Genomic DNA, 22,737 nt, shown 5'->3' with positions numbered 1-22,737 from the left:
TTCTGTATTAGCCGAACTGGTTCATCGTGTTGTGGGCGCCGCCCGCCTTCAGGGCAGCCTCGCCGGCGAAGTATTCCTTGTGGTCGTCGCCGATGTCGGAGCCGGCCATGTTCTGGTGCTTGGCGCAGGCGATGCCCTGACGGATTTCCGCGCGCTGGACGTTCTTGACGTAGCCCAGCATGCCCTGCTCGCCGAAATATTCCCGGGCCAGATTGTCGGTCGACAGCGCCGCTGTGTGATAGGTCGGCAACGTGATGAGATGGTGGAAGATGCCGGCACGCTTCGCCGAGTCGGCCTGGAAGGTACGGATGCGCTCGTCGGCTTCGATGGCCAGGGGCGTATCGTCGTATTCCGGCTTCATCAGCTCGGCACGGTTGTACTTGCTAACGTCCTTGCCCGCTTCCTTCATTGCGTCGTAGACCTGCCAACGGAAGTTGAGCGTCCAGTTGAACGACGGCGAGTTGTTGTAGGCCAGCTTCGCGTTCGGAACCACCTTGCGGATCCGATCGACCATCTTGGCGATCTGCTCGATATGCGGCTTCTCGGTCTCGATCCAGAGCAGGTCGGCACCGTTCTGCAGCGAGGTGATGCTGTCGAGCACGCAGCGATCTTCGCCCGTTCCGGCGCGGAACTGGTAGAGATTGCTGGGCAGGCGCTTCGGACGCAGCATCTTGCCGTTGCGGTTGATGATGACGTCGCCGTTGCGGGCATTCTCCGGCGTCACTTCCTCGCAATCTAGGAAGCTGTTGTACTGATCGCCGATATCGCCCGGCTTGTGGCTGACGGCGATCTGCTGCGTGAGGCCGGCGCCGAGCGAGTCGGTGCGGGTCACGACGACGCCGTCTTCGATGCCCAGTTCAAGGAACGCATGGCGGCAGGCCCGGATCTTCGCCAGGAACACCTCGTGCGGCACGGTGACCTTGCCGTCCTGATGGCCGCACTGCTTCTCGTCCGAGACCTGGTTCTCGATCTGCAGCGCGCAGGCGCCCGCCTCGATCATCTTCTTGGCGAGCAGATAGGTCGCCTCGGCGTTGCCGAAGCCCGCGTCGATGTCGGCGATGACGGGCACGACATGGGTCTGGAAGTTGTCGATCTTCTCGATCAACTCCTTCTCGCGGGTCTTGTCGCCTTCCTTGCGCGCCTTGTCGAGGTTGCGGAAGATGTCGTTGAGCTCGCGCGAGTCGGCCTGACGCAGGAAGGTGTAGAGCTCCTCGATCAGGGCCGGCACCGAGGTCTTCTCGTGCATCGACTGGTCGGGCAGCGGTCCGAACTCGGAGCGCAGCGCGGCGATCATCCAGCCGGAGAGATAGAGGTAACGGCGATCGGTCTTGCCGCCGAAGTGCTTCTTGATCGAGATCAGCTTCTGCTGCGCGATGAAGCCGTGCCAGCAGCCCAGCGACTGGGTGTACTTGGTGGGATCGGCGTCATAGGCCGCCATGTCGCTGCGCATCAGCGCCGCGGTGTAGCGGGCGATGTCGAGGCCGGTCTTGAAGCGGTTCTGCAGGCGCATGCGCGCGACAGCCTCGGCCGTCACCCCGTTCCAGGTCGGCTTGGTTTCAAGGAGCGCCTGAGCCGCCTCGATCTCGCTCTGATACGAGGCCGGGCGCTGGAGGGCGTTGATGCCACGGGGCTGGTAGTTCATCTGCTCGATCCTTTCGCTGATGACAAAGTTCTTGGCGTTGTCATCGACATTTTTGACAGTGCATTGCGAAATGCGTGTCTTGAGCTAAACGCGAGAAAGGGAAGTTCGTATAGAGGGCTTGTATTTGAATGGTGATGTCATGTAACATCAGAACATGTAATAGATGTTATTTTGTAATTATTGTCACAATATAGGACAGCAAGACTGCCCTATATGCCGCTGGGAGACCCGAGAATGCCCGCCGAGTCCGGGAAGAAGCTGTTCGTCGGCCCGCGCTTCCGGAGGATCCGGCAGCAATTGGGGCTGTCGCAGACCCAGATGGCCGAGGGGCTCGGGATCTCGCCGAGCTACGTCAACCTGATCGAGCGCAACCAGCGTCCGGTGACTGCGCAGATCTTGCTGCGGCTGGCCGAGACCTACGACCTCGACCTACGCGACCTCGCCACCGCCGACGAGGACCGTTTCTTCGCGGAGCTGAACGAGATCTTCTCCGATCCGCTGTTCCGCCAGATCGACGTCCCCAAGCAGGAACTGCGCGACCTCGCCGAGCTCTGCCCGGGCGTGACCCACGCACTGCAGCGGCTCTACGCGGCCTATACCGAGGCCCGCCAGGGCGAGACGCTGGCCGCAGCGCAGATGGCCGACCGCGACGTCGGCACGCGCTATGAGGCCAATCCGGTCGAGCGCGTGCGCGAATTGATCGAGGCCAACCGCAACTATTTTCCGGAGCTCGAACAGGCCGCCGAAACCTTGCGCGACGAGCTGAACGTGCCGGCCGAGGGGCTCTATGCCGCGCTCGCCGCGCGGCTGCGCGAAAAGCATTCGATCCAGACCCGGATCATGCCAGTCGACGTGATGCGCGAAACGCTGCGGCGTTTCGACCGTCACCGCCGCCAGCTGCTGATCTCGGAACTGGTCGATCCGCCCGGCCGCGCCTTCCAGCTGGCCTTCCAGCTGGGACTCGGTGAATGCGCGCAGCATCTGGAGACCATCATCGGCCGCGCTGGCCCGCTCGACGACGCGCCGCGGCGGCTGTTCCGCATCACGCTCGCCAACTATTTTGCGGCGGCCGTGATGATGCCCTATCCGACGTTCCTGGCCGCGGCCGAGGCCTTGAGCTACGACATCCATTTGCTGGCGCAACGCTTCAATTCCGGTTTCGAGCAGGTCTGCCATCGCCTCACCACGCTGCAGCGGCCGAACGCGCGCGGCATTCCGTTCTTCCTCCTGCGCGTCGACAATGCCGGCAACGTCTCGAAGCGGTTCTCCTCCGGCACGTTCCCGTTCTCGAAATTCGGCGGCACGTGCCCGTTGTGGAACGTGCACTCGACCTTCGACACGCCGGATCGCTTGCTCAAGCAGGTGATCGAGCTCTCCGACGGCACGCGCTATTTCTCGATCGCGCAGATGGTGCGCCGTCCCGTGGCGCCGCACCCGCTGCCGCAGCCGCGCTTCGCCATCGGCCTCGGCTGCGAGATCCGTCACGCCTCACGCCTCGTTTATGCGTCCGGCATGGACCTCGAGAAGACCGAAGGCACGCCGATCGGCGTCAACTGCCGCCTGTGCGAGCGCGAAAACTGCGCCCAGCGCGCCGAGCCGCCGATCACGCGCACGCTGATCCTGGACGAGACGACGCGGCGCGTGAGCTCGTTCGCGTTCTCGAATGCAAGGGAGCTGTGAGGGGCGCGCATCCGCCTCCACGTCATTGCGACGCGCAGCAATCCAGACTGTCCCGGCAGTGACAGCCGGGATTGCTTCGTCGCTTCGCTCCTCGCAACGGCGAGAACTCACGCCAGCGTATGCACGATCACCGGCCCCGCGGCGGCGCGGGCGTCGCCTGCAAGCAGCGAGCCCAGATCCTTCTCGATCCAGGCGATCGCGCGCCTGTTCGCCTCCTCCGCCTGCTCGAACTTGTCGAAGATCGAGATCGCCGTGACGGTGTCGTCGCCGGCATAGACGACGTAATAGGCGCGGAAACCGTCGACATCGCTGATGATCGGAACGGCGCCGTCCTTGATGCGGCGCGCCAGCTCTTCGGCGCTTCCGCTTTTCGCCTTGGCCTGACGGATGGCGGCATACATGGCATCCTCCTTCCGGCTGTCCGGAGTTGCGGGCCTTCGGCCCGGAGGGGATGCTACGCCGAAGCGCGCCGCCGATCCATGCTTGGTTAACCCGGCACTAACCCGCCTGCGCGATCTGCAACCAACGGTTAAGCACGCCTCAACATCGGTGCCTTAGTCTCGCCCCACTCACTTTTCGCAAACAACGACAGCTTATTCTGCCGCGTGAAGTGACATCAGGGGGTTCATCATGCGCATTGCGTTGCTGCTGACCGCGACGATTGTCGGCGCGCTCTTTGCCAATCCATCCAATGCCGGATCGCTCGATGCGTCCGCCGGCGCAGCGCAGGCGTTGCCGCCGGGCTTCCAGAGCTACCGCGGCTACATGTTCGACCTGTCGGAGAATTCCGACCGCAAGGACGTCGACAAGCTCGCTGACAATGTAAAGAGCCAGATCGACGTCGTCGAGGGGGCCGGCCTCTCGCCGCGCGTGCTGCGCTTCTTCCGCACCGTTCCGATCATCGCGAGCGAGCTCGCCTGCCTCGACGAAGGCGCCGCGACCGCGTGCTACGGCCGGGTCGCCCCGAACGTCGAGCGCAGCGTGCCGCGGACGCTGACGGTGTGGGACCATGCCACCCAGCGCTGGACCAATCCCAATGTCGTCGACCTCGCGGTCGATTCGGGGCTCGGCGTGATCATGCTGCGGCCGGACATGATGCGGTACGAGAAGGAGGCCGTGCTGCTGCACGAGCTCCTGCACGCCTATCACGCGCGGCTGTTGCCGGACGGCTATGCCAACAAGGGCGTGATCGGCTACTTCGCCCTTGCCAAGTCGAAGGACCTGCTGCCCAAGGACTCCTATGCGATGAAGAATCCGATGGAGTTCTTCGCCGTGACCGGCACCATCTTTCTGGTCGGAAAGAGCGAATTCCACGATCCGAAGTCGCGGGACGCGCTCAAGGAGAAGATGCCGGACTATTACAAATATCTGGTCGGCGTGTTCGGCTTCGACCCCGATCCGGCGCCGGCGAGCGGCCCGGTTGCCTCGTTGAAATAAGCCTGCCTGGCGCTTCCAGAGCCGAGGAGCCGCGCGAACAGCGCGGCTTTTTCGTTTTGGTAACCGGAAGCTGCGGATGACGTACAGGCGGGAATTGCCAAGGCGGGGCTCGATCTGCATAGTCCCGCCGCATCGATACCGTTTTCGAAGAGGATAGAACAACATGGCGGACGCCGACCTGGATGTCGTGATCCGGCAACTGGCCAGACAGCTGCATACGGGCTTGATGACCCGCGCCAAGGAGCGGCGGGATCGCTTCAACGGCCTCGCGGCCAAGGCCAAGGGCAAGGAGACCGGCGACCGCTTCAAGATGATGGCCAAGGCCACCATGGAGCAGGCCACGGCCGCCGCCAAGCGCCTGCAGATGTCCGCCGACAACGTCGCCGACAGCTACGCGCGGTCGATGCGGCTTGCCGCCAGCACGCCGATCGCTGCGAAGGTGGAGAAGAAGGCGAAGGAAAAGCCTGTGAAGAAGGCGGCGAAGGCGAAGAAGGCCAAGAAGGCGAAGTAGCCGGGCTTCTTCCTTCTCCCCTTGTTGTGGGAGAAGGTGGTATAGGCGAACGCAGCTCTATATTTTCACCGCCGCGGCGCTGAAATCTGGGCCGGCTCGGCGCTGGCGAGTTCGGCGAGCCTGGCGCGCGCCGCGTCGCGGGTGCGGGCGTCCTTGCCGGCCGGCAGCGCCAGCGCTGCCTCGAAATCGGCGCGGGCATCTTCGGCCTGACCGCGGGCGAGGAACGCAAGGCCGCGGTCGAGGCGGGCCTGCGCATCCGAGGGGTCGAGGCGGATCGCCGTATTGTAACTCAGGATGGCGCGGTCGAGATCGCCGCTGCCGGCAAGCGCGAGACCACGCTCGTGATAGGGCGCGGCGAGCTTTGGATTGTGCGCGATCGCTTCGTCATAATCCTCGATCGCGAGCTCGAGGTCGCCGTTCTGCCGGCGCGCCCGCGCCCGGTCGCGATACAGCGAGGCGCGGTTCGGATTGAGGTGGATGGCCTCGTCGAAATCCGCGATCGCTCGCCGCCAGTCGCCATGGCGCAGCGCGATCCGCCCACGCCCTTCATAGGCGAAGGCAATCAGCGAGCCGCGCAGCGGCGAGAAGCCGATCACGGCCGAACAAATGTCCGGATCGTCCTCGTCCCCGCAATTGACGACCATGTGCGTGGACAGGCCAATGAGCACGCTCAGGACGATCAGCAATGGTACCGCAGCTCTTGTCATCCTCGACGGTGGCGGGCAGAGGGCCGGCCACGCATCCCCTTTCGAAGGAATAGTCTCGCCGGGGTGTTAACACCGGCCGGGATATTCCTGTGTGCGCCAGGTCACAAACCAGGCGCGCGATTCCAGCCGATTCCATCAGCCCCAAGGACCACGTGTAGACCCGCGAGAAGGCCCGCGCGAGGACGAGCGGCCCCAGGGGCCCTGCGGCGGATAGTTCTCGTTGGCGCCGACCGACGGCGCCGCCTGCGCGCCGAGCTCTGCCGCGAGCTGCTGAAGCGCCGCGATGCGATTCTGCGTCGAAGGATGGGTGGCGAAGAGATTGTCGACGCCGTGGCCGGACAGCGGATTGATGATGAACATGTGCGCCGTGGCAGGATTTCGCTCCGCCTCGAGATTCGGGACCTGATGCGCCGCGCCCTCGATCTTCACCAGCGCCGAGGCCAGCCACATCGGCTGACCGGCGATGCGTGCGCCGAGATTGTCCGCGGCGTATTCGCGCGTGCGGCTGATCGCCATCTGCACCAGCATGGCGCCGATCGGGGCGAGGATCATCATCAGGATCGAGCCGACGATGCCGGGACCGCTATTGTCACGATTTCCGCCGAAGAACATGCCGAACTGCGCCAGCATCGAGATCGCACCCGCAATGGTCGCGGTAATAGTCATGAGCAGGGTGTCGTGGTGCTTGATATGGGCGAGCTCGTGCGCGATCACGCCGGCGAGCTCCTCCCGGCTGAGCTGGTGCATCAGGCCGGTGGTGACGGCAACCGCGGCGTTCTCGGGATTGCGCCCGGTCGCGAACGCATTGGGCTGCGGCTCGTCCATCAGGAACACGCGCGGCATCGGCAGGCCGGCGCGGCCCGCAAGCTCGGCGACGAGCCCGACCAGTTCCGGCGCGGTCGAACGATCGACCTCATGGGCGCCGTACATCGAGAGCACCATGCGATCGGAGTTCCAATAGGTGAAGAGATTGGTTGCCGCCGCGATGACGAGCGCGATCATGGCGCCTGTGGCGCCGCCGATGAGATAGCCGACGCCCATGAACAGGGCGGTGAGGCCTGCGAGGAGCATTGCGGTACGAAGATAGTTCATGGCGACATCCCGTTGCTGACGCATAAACCAGTGCAGCGAATCCAAGCTGACCAATTTGAGCCAAGGATTCAGCAGAGAAGCTTGAGTTATGAAGTCGGCCCCCCGCGCTGCAAGGGCTGCGACTGCGTCGCGGCGACGCACAGCTAAATCTTGACGCGTATTCATATCAAAATACACGCCGGAACCGAGGACATTGGAAAGCGTAGCCCGGACTAAGTTCCGGAGACGCGGGCACGGGAGCGCGGCTCCCGCATTGGTCCGTTGCATTGCCTCCCCTCAGCCAGGTGACTGCCATGATGGACCGGTCGCAGGCCGCTCCCGTTCACGATGCATCCCCTCCTTCCTTAGGCGAAGCGGCTGGTTCCGCAGACGCGAAGGGCCTGCAGCAAGCGCTGCGCGAGGAGCTGCTTGCCGATGAGAAGCACCCACGGCAGCCTGCTGCCCGGGTCGAACCCACGGGGCCTCCGCGAGGCCGGCTCCTGTTGCGGCGAAGCTTGAAGATCGCAGCAGGCCTTGCCGTCATCGCCATATTCGGCTGGCTGCCGCTGCGCACGATGTGGCAGAATTCCAGCGTCGAGGCCGTGCTGAACTCCCGCCTCGTCACCCTGCGCGCGCCGATCGGCGGACGCGTTGCCGCGGCCCCCGCCGCGATCAAGGACCAGGCGCATCTCGACGCCGGCATGGTCGTGCTGCGTGTCGTGAATTCGCGCGGCGATCGTTCGCGGCTCGACGACCTGCGGCGGCAGCAATCGCGACTGGAGAACGAGCGGCCGAGTCTCGCAACCAAGCTCGAGACCGCCCGGGCCGCCCAGCAGGACCTCGCCCGGCAGGCCGCATTGTTCAGGGACGGACGCGTCCTTCAGCTCGAAGCGCGCATCGCCGAAATCCAGACCTCGATCGAGGCAGCCGCCGCGCGACGAGAGGAAGCAAACGCCGCGGTTGACCGGGCGTCGTCGCTCGCGAAATCCGGCAACGTATCCACGGTCGAGTTGTCGCGGCTGACTCGCGAGCTGTCGGTAGCGCAGCAGACCGAACTCGGCGCGCGCAAGCGGCTGGACGCCGCACAGGTCGAGCTGCGTGCGGCAAGGAGCGGCTCGTTCCTCGGCGACAGCTACAACGACCGACCGAGTTCCGTGCAGCGCGAGGAGGAGATGCGCCTGCGCGCCAAGGACCTGGAAGCCGATCTGGTGCACACCGACACCGAGATCGCCTGGCTTGCCAACGAGATCATCGTCGAAGAGGTCCGCTTCACCGACATGTCCGAGGCCAGCATCAGAACCCCGGTCACCGGCCGGGTCTGGGAAATGATGACATCGCCGGGCGAGGACGTGCAGATCGGCCAGCCTCTGCTCAAGGTGCTGGATTGCAGCGGTAGCGTGATCACGGCCAATGTCACCGAGAGCGTATATAACCGCCTGCAGCTTGGCGATCATACCACTTTCGAGCCGAATGACGGCGGTGCCCCGATTTCCGGCACGGTCGTCAATCTGACCGGGGCTGCGGGCGCCCCGGCCAATCTCGCCATCAACCCCGATGCACTAGGCAAGGAGCCTTACCGCGTGACGGTGGCGCCTGCCGACGCCGCCGCGCACGACTGCACGGTGGGACGGACCGGCCGCGTGATCTTCGCCCGGCGCGAGGCGGCACCATGATGGCGGCGCTGGCGCCCGGCTTTCTTGCGCTCGGTGCGTTCATGGTGGTGGTGCCGCTTCTCAGGCGCGAGAACACGCCGGCGCGTTCGCTGCTGACCGGCGTGTCGTTCGTCCTGCTGCTGCGCTACTTCCATTGGCGCGTCACCGAGACCGTACCGCCGCCCGGACTGACCGCAGATTTCCTGATCGGCCTTCCCTTCATGCTGGCGGAATCCGCCTCCCTGATTGCGGTCGCGCTGTCGATGCTGTTCCTCAGCCGAACCATCGACCGTTCGGGCGCCGCGAAGGTCGACAGCCGCGCCAGGGATCGCGCAGCTCCGTTGATCGACGTGTTCATCTGCACCTACAACGAGGACAAATCGATCCTGGAGCGGACGATCATCGGCGCGACCGGGATGCAGTACGGCAACTACCGTGTCTGGGTGCTCGACGACGGACGCCGCCTGTGGCTGCGGCGCCTCGCCCAGGAGCTCGGCTGCCGCTACCTCGCGCGCGCCGATAACCGGCATGCCAAGGCGGGCAACATCAACCATGCGCTCGGACATGTCCGCGAATTGCCGGAGCCGCCGGACTTCATCGCAATTCTCGACGCCGATTTCGTGCCGCGGCCCGACTTCCTCAGTCGGACCATCAGCCTGATGGATGACGCCGGCGTGGGCGTCGTGCAGACGCCCCAGCATTTCATCAACTCCGATCCAATCCAGAGCAATCTGGGCGCCACCGACGTCTGGCCCGACGAGCAGCGCTTCTTTTTCGACATCCTGATGCCGGCAAAGGACGCCTGGGGCGTCGCCTTCTGCTGCGGCACGTCGTCCCTCATCCGCTACGGCGCCCTGATGCGGATCGGCGGCTTTCCGACAGACTCGGTCACCGAGGATTATCTCGTCACGCTGCGGCTGAAAGAGCTCGGCTTCAACACCGTCTATCTCAACGAGCGACTGACCATCGGTCTCGCGCCGGAGGGGCTCAAGGAATACATCACCCAGCGCGGGCGCTGGTGCCTCGGCTTCATGCAAATCGTGCGCGGCCGTAGCGGACCGCTGTCGCGTGATTCGAACCTCTCTTTTATCGACCGGCTGTCGCTGGTCGATGCCTTCATGAGCTGGACGGCCGTCTACGGGACCAGGATGTTCGGGCTGGTGGTGCCCTGGCTGTTCCTGCTTTTCGGCATCAAGGCGGTGCAGGCCGACCTCTCCGAGCTGTTGCGGTACTTCCTGCCGTTCTACGTCTGGCATGGACTCACCATGGCGTGGCTGTCGCGCGGCCGTTCGCTTGCGATGATGACGGATGTGTCGCAACTCGTTGCAGCGCCCGCGGTCCTCAAGGCGGTCGCGACCGGCCTGTTGAAGCCGAAAGGACACAAGTTCCAGGTCACGGCCAAGGGCGGCGAGCGCGGCCGGAAATTCGTGGAGTGGCCGCTGCTCCGGCTTTATGGCAGTGCGCTCATCATTACGCTCGCGGCCATCGCCTACGCCTTCATCCTGCATCTGCGCGGCGAGAACATCGCCTATGGCGGCCTGGCGCTGGCATGGAGCCTCTACAACGCCCTTATCCTCACCGTCGTCTGCTTCGTCTGCATCGAGCAGCCGCGCAAGCGCAAGGCGGAGCGCTTCAACCGCAACGAGCCGATCCTGCTGCATCAGGGCGGCAAATCGTACCTGGCTCGGCTCGGCGATATATCCATCAGCGGCGCCCGCTTCATCGACCCAGATCCACCCGCGATCGGCAGCAAGCTTGAATGCCAGATCTATGGCCGTTCGATCGCCGGCGTCGTGGTGCGGCGGACGAGGAATGGATTTGCAGTGCGCTTTGAAGAAAGCATGGATATCCGCGTCCATGCGATCAGGGCCTTCTACGCCGGCGAATATGTGCGCGCCTACCGGGGGATCAGGGCCATTCCCGTCGGCAAGGCGCTGCTGCTGCGGCTGTTCGGTTAGGCCGGCGCGACATCCACCCGCTCGCATTCGGTGCGCTAACATGGCATGGAAAGGATGGCCTGAGGCCATCAGTTCACCTAAACTTCGGACGAATCCACGCCTGCCCTCCCCGCCGGAACCCCTATGCTCCAGACCCGATTTGCGATCGCGGCCGTCACTGTTCTCGCGCTCTCCGCAACCGCCTCCGCCCAGCCTCTCCCACCTCCCGCCAAGCCCGCAGCGCCGAGGGCCACCGCGCCGTCGCCGCGCGCGGCGTCGTGCCACAACGGCGCGAGCTTCGATCGCTTCCTGGCGGACGTGAAGAGCCAAGCCGTTGCCGCCGGCGTGTCGCAGCGGACGATCGCGGAGGCTTCGCCCTACCTCGTCTACGACCAGGGCATCGTCAACCGCGACCGCGGCCAGCGGGTGTTCGGCCAGCTCTTCACTGAATTTGCCGGCCGCATGGCCGCGCCCTATCGCATGCAGAACGGCCAGCAGCACATCAAGACCCACGCCGCGGCATTCGCGCGCGCCGAAAAGGAATACGGCGTGCCGCCGGCGGTGATCGCCGCGTTCTGGGGCCTCGAGAGCGATTTCGGCGTCAACATGGGAAATCTGCCGACGCTGAAATCGCTGGTGTCGCTCGCCTATGACTGCCGACGCTCGGAGATGTTCGTGGGCGAGACCATCGCCGCGCTGAAGATCATCGACCGCGGCGATCTGCATCCCGACGAGATGGTCGGCTCTTGGGCCGGCGAGCTCGGGCAGACGCAGTTCCTGCCCGTGCACTACGTCAACTATGCCGTCGACTATGACGGCGACGGGCGACGCGATCTCCTGCGCAGCGAGGACGACGTGATCGGCTCGACCGCGAACTACATCGCCAACGGCTTGAAGTGGCGGCGCGGCGAGCCGTGGCTGGAGGAGATCAAGGTGCCGCAGAACCTGCCGTGGGATCAGACCGATCTCACGGTGCGAGAGCCGCGCTCGAAATGGGCGCAGCTGGGGGTCACCTATCCCGACGGCCGGCCGCTGCCGAACGACAATCTCGCGGCGTCCGTGCTGCTGCCGATGGGACGCTTCGGTCCGGCCTTCATGGCGTACCCGAATTTCGCCGCCTACACCGAGTGGAATAACTCGCTGATCTATTCGACGACGGCGGGCTATCTCGCCACCCGCATCGCGGGCGCGGCCCCGATGCGCAAGCCGGCGGGGCCGGTCGCGCAACTACCGTTCAACGAACTGAAGGCCTTGCAGCAGCTCCTGGCGCGCGCCGGCTTCAATGTCGGCAAGATCGACGGCGTGCTGGGCCAGCAGAGCCGCGCCGCGGTGAAGGCGATGCAGATCAAATACGGCCTGCCGGCGGATTCCTGGCCGACCGCGGAGCTGCTCGCCCGGATGCGCGGCGGCACGGCGCAGGCGCAGCCGGCGGGGACGATCCGGTAGAATTTTCGCACCGCACAAGCCGCTCCTGCGATTGCTTTTTTCCATGACGGCCCCATGTGAGTGGCTCAGGTTTTCTCCTGAAATTTCCCACCATGAGAGCGAGCATCACATGTCTTTTTACGACACCGTCGTCCCCGCCTATCTGCAGATGCTGAACAGCCTCACCGGCTTGCTCACGAAAGCCGAGGCGCATTGCGCGGCCAAGAAGGTCGATCCCGCCGTCCTGCTCGGCTCCCGCCTCTTTCCGGACATGCTGCCGCTTTCGAAGCAGATCCAGCTGGTCAGCGATTTCGCCGCCAAGGGCTGCGCGCGGCTGACCCATAGCGAAGTGCCCTCCACGCCTGACACCGAGACGACGATTGCGGAGTTGAAGCAGCGGCTGGCCAAGACCATCGACTATGTGAAGTCGTTCAAGCCGGAGCAGTTCGAGGGCGCCGAGACCAAGGACGTCAGCTTCCCCGGCGGCCCCGACAAGACCATCACGATGAAGGGGCAGCAATTCCTCAGCGCGTTCTCGCTGCCGAACTTCTATTTCCACGCCACCACCGCGCACGGCATCTTGCGTCACAACGGCGTCGAGATCGGCAAGCGCGACTTCCTCGGCGCGAACTGACGTATCGCGCGGCCGCCGCAGTCGGAATCCGCTGCTCCGGCCCCCAATTGCACACGAATTATGCTACGCGGCCCCTGCCGCGTAGCTTGTCTGCACTTTCCGTATGGCTCATCCCTTGCGCCGATTGCCGCGATGCACAAGTGTTCCGGACCTCTCACCGCCTGGAAGCATTCCCATGAGCCGCCCGACCAAATTGTTTGAAACCTACAAGCTCGGCCCGATTACGCTGGCCAACCGTTTCGTGATGGCGCCATTGACGCGCAACCGCGCCGTTCCCGGCACCTTCGTACCCGGTGCGCTCGCTGCCGACTATTACGCCCAGCGGGCCTCCGCAGGGCTTCTGATCACCGAAGCGAGCCAGGTCTCGCAGCAGGGCCAGGGCTACCAGGACACCCCCGGCATTTACTCCAAGGACCAGGTCGCCGGGTGGCGCAAGGTCACCGACCGTGTCCATGAGCGCGGCGGCAAGATCTTCATCCAGCTCTGGCATGTCGGCCGCATCTCGCATGTCGATCTCCAGGCCAATGGCGCAGCCCCGGTGGCGCCGAGCGCGATCCGCGCCAAGGGCAAGACCTTCGTGAACGGCGGCTTTGCCGATGTCTCCGAGCCACGCGCGCTCGAGCTCTCCGAAATTCCTGGGATCATCGACGACTTCAAGCGTGCCACGACAAATGCAATCGAGGCCGGCTTCGACGGCGTCGAGATCCACGGCGCCAACGGCTATCTGCTTGAGCAATTCGCCAAGGACGGCACCAACAAGCGCACTGACGCCTATGGCGGCTCGATCGAGAACCGCGCGAGGCTGATGCTGGAGGTCTCGAAGGCCGTCGTGGCCGAAGCCGGTGCCGAGCGAACCGGCATCCGCATCTCGCCGGTGACGCCGGCCAACGACATCTCGGACTCGAATCCGCAGGCTCTCTACGACCATATCGTCGACGGCCTCAGCGCGCTGAAGCTCGCTTATCTCCATGTCGTCGAAGGCGCCACGGGCGGTCCGCGCGACATCGCACCTTTCGACTATGCCGGCCTGCGCAAGCGCTTCGCCGGTGCCTATGTCGCCAACAACGGCTACGATTTCGAACTCGCGACCAAGGTGCTGGACGCGGGCGCGGCCGACCTCATCGCCTTCGGCAAGCCGTTCATCTCCAACCCCGACCTGGTCGAGCGGTTGAAGACGGGCGCGGCGCTCAACGACTGGGACAAGAACACGTTCTACGGCGGCGGCGCGAAGGGATACACGGATTATCCGGCGCTCGCGGCTGAGGCGGCGGAGTAAGGCTATCGTCGCCGCTCCATCCTCCGTCATTGCGAGGAGCGAAGCGACGAAACAATCCAGACTTCCTCCGCGGAAAGATTCTGGATTGCTTCGCTTCGCTCGCAATGACGTTGTGGAAGCAGAATCCACGACAATGAAAAGAAAAAGGCCGGGATCGCTCCCGGCCTTTCGTCGTTATGTGATGTGCCTTATTGCAGCGAGGCGCGCTTCGGGGGCTGTGCCGGCCACGACTTGATCAGCGTGTCGTAGTCGACCGTCTCGCCCTTCGGCTTCTCGTTGGCGAGCTTGCGCTGGGGAGCAATCGTGCCGTCCTTCTGGGCCTTGGCGAACCAGTACTCGGCCGTCTCCTTCTTGTGCAGCTTCGGACCGCAGGCGCCCTGCACGCCCGACTTCTCCAGGCGCTCCATCACGGAGTCCTGGGCCGCGGCGAGCGAGTCCATCGCGGCTTGCGGCGTCTTCGCACCGGACGACGCATCGCCGATGTTCTGCCACCACAACTGCGCCAGCTTCGGATAGTCGGGCACGTTGTTGCCGGTCGGGGTCCACTGCACGCGCGCGGGCGAGCGGTAGAACTCGATCAGGCCGCCGAGCTTCGGCGCACGCTCCGTGAACGACTTGTCCCAGATGTCGGATTCACGAATGAACGTGAGACCGACATGGCTCTTCTTCAGCGACACCGTCTTGGAGATGATGAACTGGAGATAGAGCCAGGCCGCCTTGCGGCGATCCGCCGGGGTCGACTTCAGCAGCGTCACCGAGCCGGCGTCCTGGTAGCCGAGCTTCATGCCTTCCTTCCAGTACGAACCGTGCGGCGACGGAGCCATACGCCATTTCGGCGTACCGTCCGCGTTCATCACGGCGATGCCGGGCTTCACCATGTCAGCGGTGAAGGCGGTGTACCAGAACATCTGCTGGGCGATGTTGCCCTGCGCTGGCACCGGACCCGACTCGGAGAAGGTCATGCCCTGAGCCTGCGGCGGAGCATACTTCTTCATCCACTCCAGATACTTGGTGATCGAGTAGACCGCGGCCGGACCGTTGGTGTCGCCACCACGCTCGACCGAAGAGCCGACCGGACGGCAGCCTTCCATGCGGATGCCCCACTCGTCGACCGGCAGACCGTTCGGAATGCCCTTGTCGCCGTTGCCGGCCATCGACAGCCAGGCGTCGGTGAAACGCCAGCCGAGCGACGGGTCCTTCTTGCCATAGTCCATATGGCCGTAGACCTTGACGCCGTTGATCTCCTTGATGTCGTTGGTGAAGAACTCGGCGATGTCCTCGTAGGCCGACCAGTTCACGGGAACGCCGAGCTCGTAGCCGTACTTGGCCTTGAACTTGGCCTTGTAGTCGGGGTTGGTGAACCAGTCGTAGCGGAACCAATAGAGGTTGGCGAACTGCTGGTCGGGCAGCTGGTAGAGCTTGCCGTCCGGCGCGGTGCCGAACGACTTGCCGATGAAGTCGTTGACGTCGAGCATGGGGTCGGTGACGTCCTTGCCCTCGCCGGTCATGTAGTCCGACAGCGCGATGGTCTGGCCGTAGCGGAAATGCGTGCCGATCAGGTCGGAATCGTTGATCCAGCCGTCGTACACGTTCTTGCCGGACTGCATCTGGGTCTGCAGCTTCTCGACCACGTCACCTTCCTGGATGATGTCGTGCTTGAGCTTGATGCCGGTGAGCTCGGAGAACGCCTTGGCCAGCGTCTGCGACTCGTATTCGTGGGTGGTAATGGTCTCGGAGACCACGTTGATCTCCATGCCCTTGAAGGGCTCGGCGGCCTTGACGAACCACTCCAGCTCCTTCTTCTGGTCCTCCTTCGACAGCGTCGAGGGTTGGAATTCCGCGATCCACTTCTGGATCGCGGCGTCGTCGGCGGCGCGAACCGGCGCCGAGACGGCGAACGACACCGCGACGATGGCGGCGACGCTGGACATCGTCAGAAAACTGCTCTTGGTCAATGGACGTTCCCTTCTCCTAAACTGCCGCATGTTGTTCCTCCGTTGCAGCGACAAACTTTCTACAGGCCCGGGTTGCTCCCGGATCTGGCCGTCCCTTCGCGAGCTTCAGACCGTGCGGAAAATGAGCACGGCCGTGACCAGCGAAATTCCGCTTGCGAGCCACAGGCTCGAAATTTCAAGACCTTCCTCACCGATCGGAAGCGTGGCGAGTGCGTCGGTGCCGGCGAAGGCGATCCACAGGAGGTGGATGACGGCCGCCGTGATCAGGGAGATGAACAGGCGGTCGCCCCGCGTCGTCGGAATACTGAGCACGCCGACGCGCTCGGCTTCGGGATAGACCGCGGCGAGCCAGGTCATGACCGCGAGGGTGCTGGCGAGCGCCACGAAGAAGATCGCGGTCGGCAGCGTCCAGGCCATCCATGCGATGGATTCCATAGCAGCCTCCTAAACTCGGCCGAGCGCAAAACCGCTCGCGATGTAATTGCGGACGAACCAGATCACGAGCGCGCCCGGAATGATGGTGAGCACGCCGGCAGCCGCCAGCAGGCCCCAATCCATGCCGGCCGCCGACACCGTGCGCGTCATGATCGCCGCGATCGGCTTGGCCTGCACCGACGTCAGCGTCCGCGCGAGCAGCAGCTCGACCCAGGAGAACATGAAGCAGAAGAAGGCGGCGACGCCGATGCCGCTCGCGATCAGCGGCACAAGGATCTTGATGAAGAAACGCGGGAAGGAATAGCCGTCGAGGAAGGCGGTCTCGTCGATCTCGCGCGGTACGCCGGACACGAAACCTTCCAGGATCCACACCGCCAGCGGAACGTTGAAGATGCAGTGCGCCAGCGCGACCGCCCAGGGCGTATCGAACAAGCCGATCGCCGAATAGAGGTTGAAGAACGGCAGCGCGTAGACCGCGGCCGGCGCCATCCGGTTCGACAGCAGCCAGAAGAATAGATGCTTGTCGCCGAGGAAGCGGTAGCGCGAGAAAGCGTAGGCCGCCGGCAGCGCCACCGAGATCGAGATGATGGTGTTGAGGACGACGTATTCCAGCGAGTTGATGTAGCCGGAATACCAGCTCTCGTCGGTGAAGATGCGCTTGTAGTGCTGCAGCGTCGGCGCGTGCGGCCACAGCGTCATCGTCGAGACGATCTCGGCGTTGGTCTTGAAGCTCATGTTGACGAGCCAGTAGATCGGCAACAGCAGGAAGATCAGGAACAGCGCCATGATGAGGCGACGGCCGGGAATCGAGTGCATCACGCGGCTCCTTCCTGCGGTTTCCGATCGCTGCCGGCATTGGTCATGACGGTGTAGAAGATCCAGCAGACGATCAGGATGATCAGATTGTAGACCAGCGACAGCGCGGCGGCCTTGCCGAGGTCGAACTGGCCGAGCGCGATCTTGACCAGCTCGATCGACACGAAGGTCGTCGAATTGCCCGGGCCGCCGCCTGTGACGACGAACGGCTCGGTATAGATCATGAAGCTGTCCATGAAGCGCAGCAGCACCGCGATCAGCAGCACGCGGTTCATCTTGGGCAGCTGGATCGCCTTGAACACGGCCCAGCGCGAGGCGCCGTCGATCTGCGCGGCCTGGTAATAGGCTTCGGGAATCGACTTCAGGCCGGCATAGCAGAGCAGCGCGACGAGACTGGTCCAGTGCCAGACGTCCATCACGATGACGGTAACCCAGGCGTCGATGTCGTTGGAGACATAATTGTAGTCGAGGCCGATGTGGTTGAGGACATAGCCCATCAGGCCGATGTCGGGCCGGCCGAAGATCTGCCATATCGTGCCGACCACGTTCCACGGAATCAAAAGCGGCAGCGCGAGGATCACGAGACAGGCCGCCACCGTCCATCCCTGCCGCGGCATCGATAGTGCGATGACGATGCCGAGCGGGACCTCGATGGCGAGGATCACCAGCGAGAAGAACAGATTGCGGCCGAGCGAGGCGAGGAAGCGGCCGCCGAGATCGGTCGAGGGATCGAGCAGCTCCTTGAACCAGCCGACGCCGTTCCAGAAGAACTGGTTGTTGCCGAAGGTGTCCTGCATCGAATAGTTCACGACCGTCATCAGCGGCAGCACCGCCGAGAACGCGACGACCAGGAACACCGGCAGCACCAGGAACCAGGCTTTTTGGTTGACGGTCTTGTCCATCAGGCGGCTCCCTCCACCAGAAGGCTGTCGGCATAGACGTGGACGTATGACGGATCGAACTTCAGCCCGGCGGTGCCGTCCGCGCTGGTGAAGCCTGCCGGCGCACGCGCGGCGAGCTTTGCGTCACCGAGGCGCGCGCGCGCAAAACGGATGCGGCCGAGATCGTCGATGCGCTCGATCTTCGCCGTGAGCAGGCCCGGCGCAGGCGCGACGACCTCGACGAATTCGGGGCGCACGCCGATCTCGATCTTCGCGCCCGCCGGTAGAGCGTCATAACTGCGGTTCAGCGCGATGACGTGGCCGCCGATCCTGGCCTCGCGGCCCCTCACCTCGGCCGGAATGATGTTCATGCCGGGCGAGCCGATGAAATAGCCGACGAAGGTATGCGCCGGCTTGTCGAACAGCTCGGCCGGCGTGCCGCTCTGCACCACGCGGCCGTCATGCATGACGACGACGGTGTCGGCGAAGGTCAGCGCCTCGGTCTGGTCGTGGGTGACGTAGATCATCGTGAGGTCGAGCTCGCGATGCAGCGCCTTCAGCTTGGAGCGGAGCTGCCATTTCAGCTCGGGGTCGATCACAGTCAGCGGCTCGTCGAACAGCACGGCGGCGACGTCGGAGCGGACGAGACCGCGGCCGAGCGAGATCTTTTGCTTGGCATCCGCCGTGAGCCGGGTCGCCTTGCGATTCAGATAGGGCTCGAGGTCGAGCAGCCGGCCGATCTCGGCGACGCGCTTGTCGATCTCGGCCTTCGGCACGCCGCGGTTCTTCAACGGAAACGCCAGGTTCTGCCCCACCGTCATGGTGTCGTAGATCACCGGAAACTGGAACACCTGGGCGATGTTGCGCTTCTGGGTTGACAGCGGTGTGATGTCCTCGCCGTCGAACAGGATTTTCCCCCGCGACGGCGTGATGATGCCGGAAATGACGTTGAGCAGCGTGGTCTTGCCGCAGCCGGACGGCCCGAGCAGCGCATAGGCGCCGCCCTGCCGCCAGGTCATGGTCACCGGCTTCAGCGCAAAGCTTTCCTGCGGCGCGTCATTGCCGCCGTAGGAATGGGCGAGATCGACGAGGTCAATGCGGGCCATGGCGCATCTCCCTCAAGAACCAGGTGCCGCGACGAGGCGATCGGCCGCGTCGAACACAAAAACATCGTTGGGATCGAGCACGGCGTCGATGGTCTGGCCCGGCTCGAACTCGTGCACGCCGTGCAGCACCGCAACCCAGTTCGATCCGTCGCGGGTCAGATGCACGAAACTCTCCGAACCGGTGATTTCGGTCACCGTCACCGTGGCATGGAAGGCGTGGCGGTCAGTCTCGCCATTGGCGAGCGCAAGCTGATGCGCGCGAAAGCCGACGCGATAGGCGCCGTCGGCCAGCGATGAATAGAGACCGGACGCCGGCGCGGCGATGCCTCCCGCATATTGCACGGAGCCGTTCTTCTTCTCGATGCCGACGAGGTTGAGCGGCGGATCGGAAAACACCTGCGCGACACGCAGGGTCTGCGGACGCCGGTAGACGCTCGGCGTCTCGCCGATCTGGAGCGCCTGCCCCTCCCACATGCACACCGTGTTGCCGCCGAGCAGCAGCGCTTCGGTCGGCTCGGTGGTGGCATAGACGAAGATCGCGCCCGAGGCCTCGAAGATGCGCGGCAGCTCGGTGCGCAGCTCTTCGCGCAGCTTGTAGTCGAGATTGGCGAGCGGCTCGTCGAGCAGCACGAGATCGGCGCCCTTGACCAGCGCGCGCGCCATCGCGGTGCGCTGCTGCTGGCCGCCGGAAAGCTGAAGCGGCGTGCGCTTGAGGAACGGCTCGAGCCTGAGCAGCCGGGCGGCCTCGGCGACGCGCTTCTCGATCTCCTCGCGCGGCTTGCCCTGCACGCGCAAGGGCGAGGCGATGTTCTCGTAGACGCTCAGGGAGGGGTAATTGATGAACTGCTGATAGACCATCGCGACCGAGCGCTGGCGCACGTCGACACCGGTGACGTCCTTGCCGTTGACCAGCAGCTTGCCCGTGGTCGGCTTGTCGAGCCCGGCGAGCAGCCGCATGATCGAGGTCTTGCCCGACAGCGTCGGCCCGAGCAGCACGTTGAGCGTCCCGCTCTCGAGCGTCAGCGAGACGTCGCGGATGTGCGGGACCCCCTCGACGGTCCGGGTCACATGATCGAGTGTCACGGTCATGGGCGTCCTCCCGCTTCCAGCAGGGGACTTTGCGGCACGGCGTGGGATGCAATCCAGTCGTTCAATGCAGCGATCTCGTCGGCAGATAGTCGCAGGCCGAGCTTGGAACGGCGCCAGACGACGTCCTCGGCGGTGACGGCCCATTCGTTGGCCATGAGATAGCGGACCTCGCGTTCGGTCAGCGTCGCGCCGAAGGCCTGGCCGAGATCGGCGGCGGATTTCGCGTCCCCGAGCAGCTTCACGGCGCGGGTACCGTAGGCGCGGGCGAGGCGCCGCGCATGCTCGTGGCTGAGGAACGGATAGCCGCGCTGAAGCTCGGCGATCAGCCCGTCGACATCGGACACGCCCATGTCGCCGCCGGGGAGCGGCCATTTGCCGGTCCAGCCCTCGCGCGCTTTCGCACTGCGAAGATGAGGCGCGAGCCGCTCCAGCGCTTCCTCGGCGAGGCGGCGATAGGTCGTGATCTTGCCGCCATAGATCGAGAGCAGCGGCACGCCGCCGGGCATGTCGAGCTCGAACACGTAATCGCGTGTAGCGGCCTTGGCCTCGCTGGCGCCATCGTCATAGAGCGGACGCACGCCGGAATAGGTCCAGACCACGTCGCCGGGGGTGACGGGCTTGGCCAGATATTCGCTCGCCGCCGTGCAGAGATACTGGATCTCCTCGGGTGTCGCCTTCACCTTGGCGGGGTCGCCGTCATAGTCGCGGTCGGTGGTGCCGATCAGCGTAAAATCGTCCTGGTACGGGATCACGAAGATGATGCGGCCGTCGGCGTTCTGGAACATGTAGGCGCGATCGTGGTCGTAGAGCTTCTTGACCACGATGTGCGAACCCTGCACCAGCCGCACCTTGGCCTTCGCATTGACGCCGGCGCCGCGGCCGAGCACGTCCTCGACCCAGGGGCCACCGGCATTGATGAGCGCGCGCGCCTGGACCTGCGAACGCGCGCCGGTCAGCGTGTCGACCATGCTGACGGTCCAGACGCCGTCGGATTGCTTGATATCCGTCGCGCGGGTGCGGGTGCGGATCTCGGCGCCCTTGTCGGCGGCATCGCGCGCATTGAGCACGACGAGGCGGGCGTCATCGACGAAGCAGTCGGAATATTCGAAAGCGCGGGTATAGCGATTCGGGATCAGCGGGCGGCCGACCTCGTCGCGCCGCAGATCCACCGAACGGGTCGCAGGCAACAGATGACGGCCACCGATGTGGTCATAGAGGAAGAGGCCGAGCCGGAGCAGCCAAGCCGGGCGGAGGCCGGCATGATGCGGCAAAACGAAACGCAGGGGGCGGATGATGTGGGGTGCGATGCCCCAGAGGATCTCGCGCTCGATCAGCGCCTCGCGGACCAGGCGAAACTCGTAATATTCGAGATAGCGCAGGCCGCCATGCACCAGCTTGGTCGACCAGGACGACGTCCCGCTCGCCAGATCGTTCATTTCGCACAGGAAAACCGTGTTGCCACGGCCCACCGCGTCGCGCGCGATGCCGCAGCCGTTAACACCGCCTCCGATGATGGCGAGGTCGAAAATACGCTCCAACAGACGCATCCCCCGGCGACCACTCGTTCCGTCGAGTGGATACTTTCGTTTTTGATTAGATCACACCGCAAAACGAAAGCAAGATGAAAGAGAGACGAATGGAAGCGAAAGCGGAACTTTTTATTGGGCAGTTCGGCGCAAAAAATGAGCAGGGTCCGACCACAATCCGAGAAGCAATATCACTCTTGAATAGCCATTTAGGGCAAATATAGTTATAATAGTCATATTGGTTCTATCTGTCATGACCGACCACAACACATCACCCGACGCACCGCCGACTGACACCTGGACGCTGGCCAACGCCAAGGCACGGCTGTCCGAGGTGATCGACCGTGCCCAAAGCGGGCCCCAGATCATCACCCGTCACGGCAAGCCCAATGCCGTGATCGTTTCCGCCGAGGAATGGGCACGCAAGTCCGCCCGCAAAGGCACGCTCGCCGAATTCCTGCTGGCTTCGCCGCTGCGCGGCGCCGACCTCGAACTTGAACGCGGGCACGACGCGCCGCGCGACGAGATACCGTGAACCTGCTGCTCGATACCAACGTATTGTCGGAGGTTCAGCGGCCAGCGCCGTCGCCTAAAGTCTTGGCGTGGCTCGATACGATCGATGAGGACCGTGCGTTCATCAGCGTGGCTTCGATCGCAGAGCTGCGCCGCGGCATCGCGTTGCTGGAGGACGGCCGTCGCCGCGCAGCACTTGCCGCCTGGCTCGCCCTCGATCTGCCGGAGCGCTTTGCCGATCGCATCCTGCCGATCGACCGCGCGGTGGCCGAGCGCTGGGGAGACCTGATGGCTCAGAGCCGCAGGAGCGGCATCGCGCTGTCCGTCATGGATGGCTTCTTCGCCGCCACCGCGCTCGCAAACAACATCACGCTCGTCACGCGCAATGTGAAGGATTTTGCGGCATTCGGCGTAACGCTGCTCAACCCGTGGGACGACCCATAG

At 64.4% G+C, this 22,737-nt stretch carries 21 protein-coding genes; 10 read left to right on the top strand and 11 right to left on the bottom strand.

What is annotated here, in order from left to right:
- Positions 1-7 precede the first annotated feature (7 nt).
- Positions 8-1,642 carry an isocitrate lyase gene (locus tag OC450_RS04395; RefSeq protein WP_211386960.1) on the bottom strand — a complete coding sequence of 545 codons (1,635 nt, stop codon included), beginning with the start codon at positions 1,640-1,642 and terminating at the stop codon, positions 8-10.
- A gap of 234 nt (positions 1,643-1,876) precedes the next feature.
- On the opposite strand from OC450_RS04395, the gene OC450_RS04390 reads away from it, so the two are divergent.
- Positions 1,877-3,322 carry a short-chain fatty acyl-CoA regulator family protein gene (locus tag OC450_RS04390; protein WP_211386961.1) on the top strand — a complete coding sequence of 482 codons (1,446 nt, stop codon included), beginning with the start codon at positions 1,877-1,879 and terminating at the stop codon, positions 3,320-3,322.
- 107 nt (positions 3,323-3,429) lie between these two features.
- Here OC450_RS04390 and OC450_RS04385 read toward each other — a convergent pair whose 3' ends face one another.
- Entirely contained in the window at positions 3,430-3,723 is a 294-nt protein-coding gene (locus OC450_RS04385; RefSeq protein WP_211386962.1) for an antibiotic biosynthesis monooxygenase, read from the bottom strand.
- Positions 3,724-3,952: 229 nt separating this feature from the next.
- Between OC450_RS04385 and OC450_RS04380 the strand changes: the two genes are divergently transcribed.
- A complete protein-coding gene (locus OC450_RS04380) occupies positions 3,953-4,759 on the top strand; it encodes a hypothetical protein (protein WP_211386963.1) in 807 nt (268 codons plus the stop codon).
- Positions 4,760-4,922: 163 nt separating this feature from the next.
- Positions 4,923-5,270 (top strand): hypothetical protein, encoded by a 348-nt coding sequence (locus OC450_RS04375; protein WP_256807893.1) that lies wholly within the window; start codon positions 4,923-4,925, stop codon positions 5,268-5,270.
- Positions 5,271-5,335: 65 nt separating this feature from the next.
- On the opposite strand, the gene OC450_RS04370 is transcribed toward OC450_RS04375, so the two are convergent.
- On the bottom strand, positions 5,336-5,977 hold the full coding sequence (locus tag OC450_RS04370; RefSeq protein ID WP_211386965.1) for a tetratricopeptide repeat protein: 642 nt from the start codon (positions 5,975-5,977) through the stop codon (positions 5,336-5,338).
- A gap of 135 nt (positions 5,978-6,112) precedes the next feature.
- Positions 6,113-7,069 carry a zinc metalloprotease HtpX gene (gene htpX, locus OC450_RS04365; RefSeq protein WP_211386966.1) on the bottom strand — a complete coding sequence of 319 codons (957 nt, stop codon included), beginning with the start codon at positions 7,067-7,069 and terminating at the stop codon, positions 6,113-6,115.
- 494 nt (positions 7,070-7,563) lie between these two features.
- Between htpX and OC450_RS04360 the strand changes: the two genes are divergently transcribed.
- The 5 genes from OC450_RS04360 (at position 7,564) to OC450_RS04340 (ending at position 13,972) form a co-directional block, all read left to right on the top strand.
- Positions 7,564-8,721 carry an HlyD family secretion protein gene (locus OC450_RS04360; protein WP_249129634.1) on the top strand — a complete coding sequence of 386 codons (1,158 nt, stop codon included), beginning with the start codon at positions 7,564-7,566 and terminating at the stop codon, positions 8,719-8,721.
- Entirely contained in the window at positions 8,718-10,658 is a 1,941-nt protein-coding gene (locus OC450_RS04355; RefSeq protein WP_211386968.1) for a glycosyltransferase, read from the top strand. The genes OC450_RS04360 and OC450_RS04355 overlap by 4 nt, the downstream gene beginning before the upstream one ends.
- Positions 10,659-10,781: 123 nt before the next feature.
- Complete coding sequence (locus OC450_RS04350) at positions 10,782-12,083, top strand: lytic murein transglycosylase (RefSeq protein ID WP_211386969.1); 1,302 nt, start codon at positions 10,782-10,784, stop codon at positions 12,081-12,083.
- A 109-nt stretch (positions 12,084-12,192) separates the two neighbouring features.
- Positions 12,193-12,696: a DUF1993 family protein gene (locus OC450_RS04345; protein WP_211386970.1), complete on the top strand. Its 504-nt coding sequence runs from the start codon at positions 12,193-12,195 to the stop codon at positions 12,694-12,696.
- A gap of 175 nt (positions 12,697-12,871) precedes the next feature.
- Positions 12,872-13,972, top strand: coding sequence for an alkene reductase (locus OC450_RS04340; protein WP_256807889.1), 1,101 nt, complete (start codon positions 12,872-12,874; stop codon positions 13,970-13,972).
- 188 nt (positions 13,973-14,160) lie between these two features.
- On the opposite strand, the gene OC450_RS04335 is transcribed toward OC450_RS04340, so the two are convergent.
- From OC450_RS04335 to glpD, 7 genes are all read right to left on the bottom strand, one after another.
- Complete coding sequence (locus OC450_RS04335; protein WP_211387033.1) at positions 14,161-15,903, bottom strand: ABC transporter substrate-binding protein; 1,743 nt, start codon at positions 15,901-15,903, stop codon at positions 14,161-14,163.
- Positions 15,904-16,032: 129 nt separating this feature from the next.
- Entirely contained in the window at positions 16,033-16,362 is a 330-nt protein-coding gene (locus tag OC450_RS04330) for a DUF2160 domain-containing protein (protein ID WP_211386972.1), read from the bottom strand.
- A gap of 9 nt (positions 16,363-16,371) precedes the next feature.
- A complete protein-coding gene (locus tag OC450_RS04325; protein WP_007606994.1) occupies positions 16,372-17,178 on the bottom strand; it encodes a carbohydrate ABC transporter permease in 807 nt (268 codons plus the stop codon).
- Positions 17,178-18,080 carry a carbohydrate ABC transporter permease gene (locus tag OC450_RS04320; protein ID WP_211386973.1) on the bottom strand — a complete coding sequence of 301 codons (903 nt, stop codon included), beginning with the start codon at positions 18,078-18,080 and terminating at the stop codon, positions 17,178-17,180. The genes OC450_RS04325 and OC450_RS04320 overlap by 1 nt, the downstream gene beginning before the upstream one ends.
- Entirely contained in the window at positions 18,080-19,165 is a 1,086-nt protein-coding gene (locus tag OC450_RS04315; RefSeq protein WP_211386974.1) for an ABC transporter ATP-binding protein, read from the bottom strand. The genes OC450_RS04320 and OC450_RS04315 overlap by 1 nt, the downstream gene beginning before the upstream one ends.
- A 12-nt stretch (positions 19,166-19,177) precedes the next feature.
- Positions 19,178-20,254, bottom strand: coding sequence for an ABC transporter ATP-binding protein (locus OC450_RS04310; protein WP_211386975.1), 1,077 nt, complete (start codon positions 20,252-20,254; stop codon positions 19,178-19,180).
- Complete coding sequence (gene glpD / locus OC450_RS04305; protein WP_211386976.1) at positions 20,251-21,801, bottom strand: glycerol-3-phosphate dehydrogenase; 1,551 nt, start codon at positions 21,799-21,801, stop codon at positions 20,251-20,253. Before glpD ends, OC450_RS04310 begins: the two co-directional genes overlap by 4 nt.
- 232 nt (positions 21,802-22,033) lie before the next feature.
- Between glpD and OC450_RS04300 the strand changes: the two genes are divergently transcribed.
- Together OC450_RS04300 and OC450_RS04295 are read left to right on the top strand one after the other, a co-directional pair.
- Positions 22,034-22,315 carry a type II toxin-antitoxin system Phd/YefM family antitoxin gene (locus OC450_RS04300; protein WP_256807888.1) on the top strand — a complete coding sequence of 94 codons (282 nt, stop codon included), beginning with the start codon at positions 22,034-22,036 and terminating at the stop codon, positions 22,313-22,315.
- Positions 22,312-22,737 carry a type II toxin-antitoxin system VapC family toxin gene (locus OC450_RS04295; RefSeq protein ID WP_256807887.1) on the top strand — a complete coding sequence of 142 codons (426 nt, stop codon included), beginning with the start codon at positions 22,312-22,314 and terminating at the stop codon, positions 22,735-22,737. Before OC450_RS04300 ends, OC450_RS04295 begins: the two co-directional genes overlap by 4 nt.

This window comes from Bradyrhizobium sp. Bra78, assembly GCF_024519855.1.
GTDB lineage: Bacteria > Pseudomonadota > Alphaproteobacteria > Rhizobiales > Xanthobacteraceae > Bradyrhizobium > Bradyrhizobium japonicum_G.
Note: the sequence above shows the minus strand (reverse complement) of the source record. Positions and strands in the feature narration are given on the sequence as shown.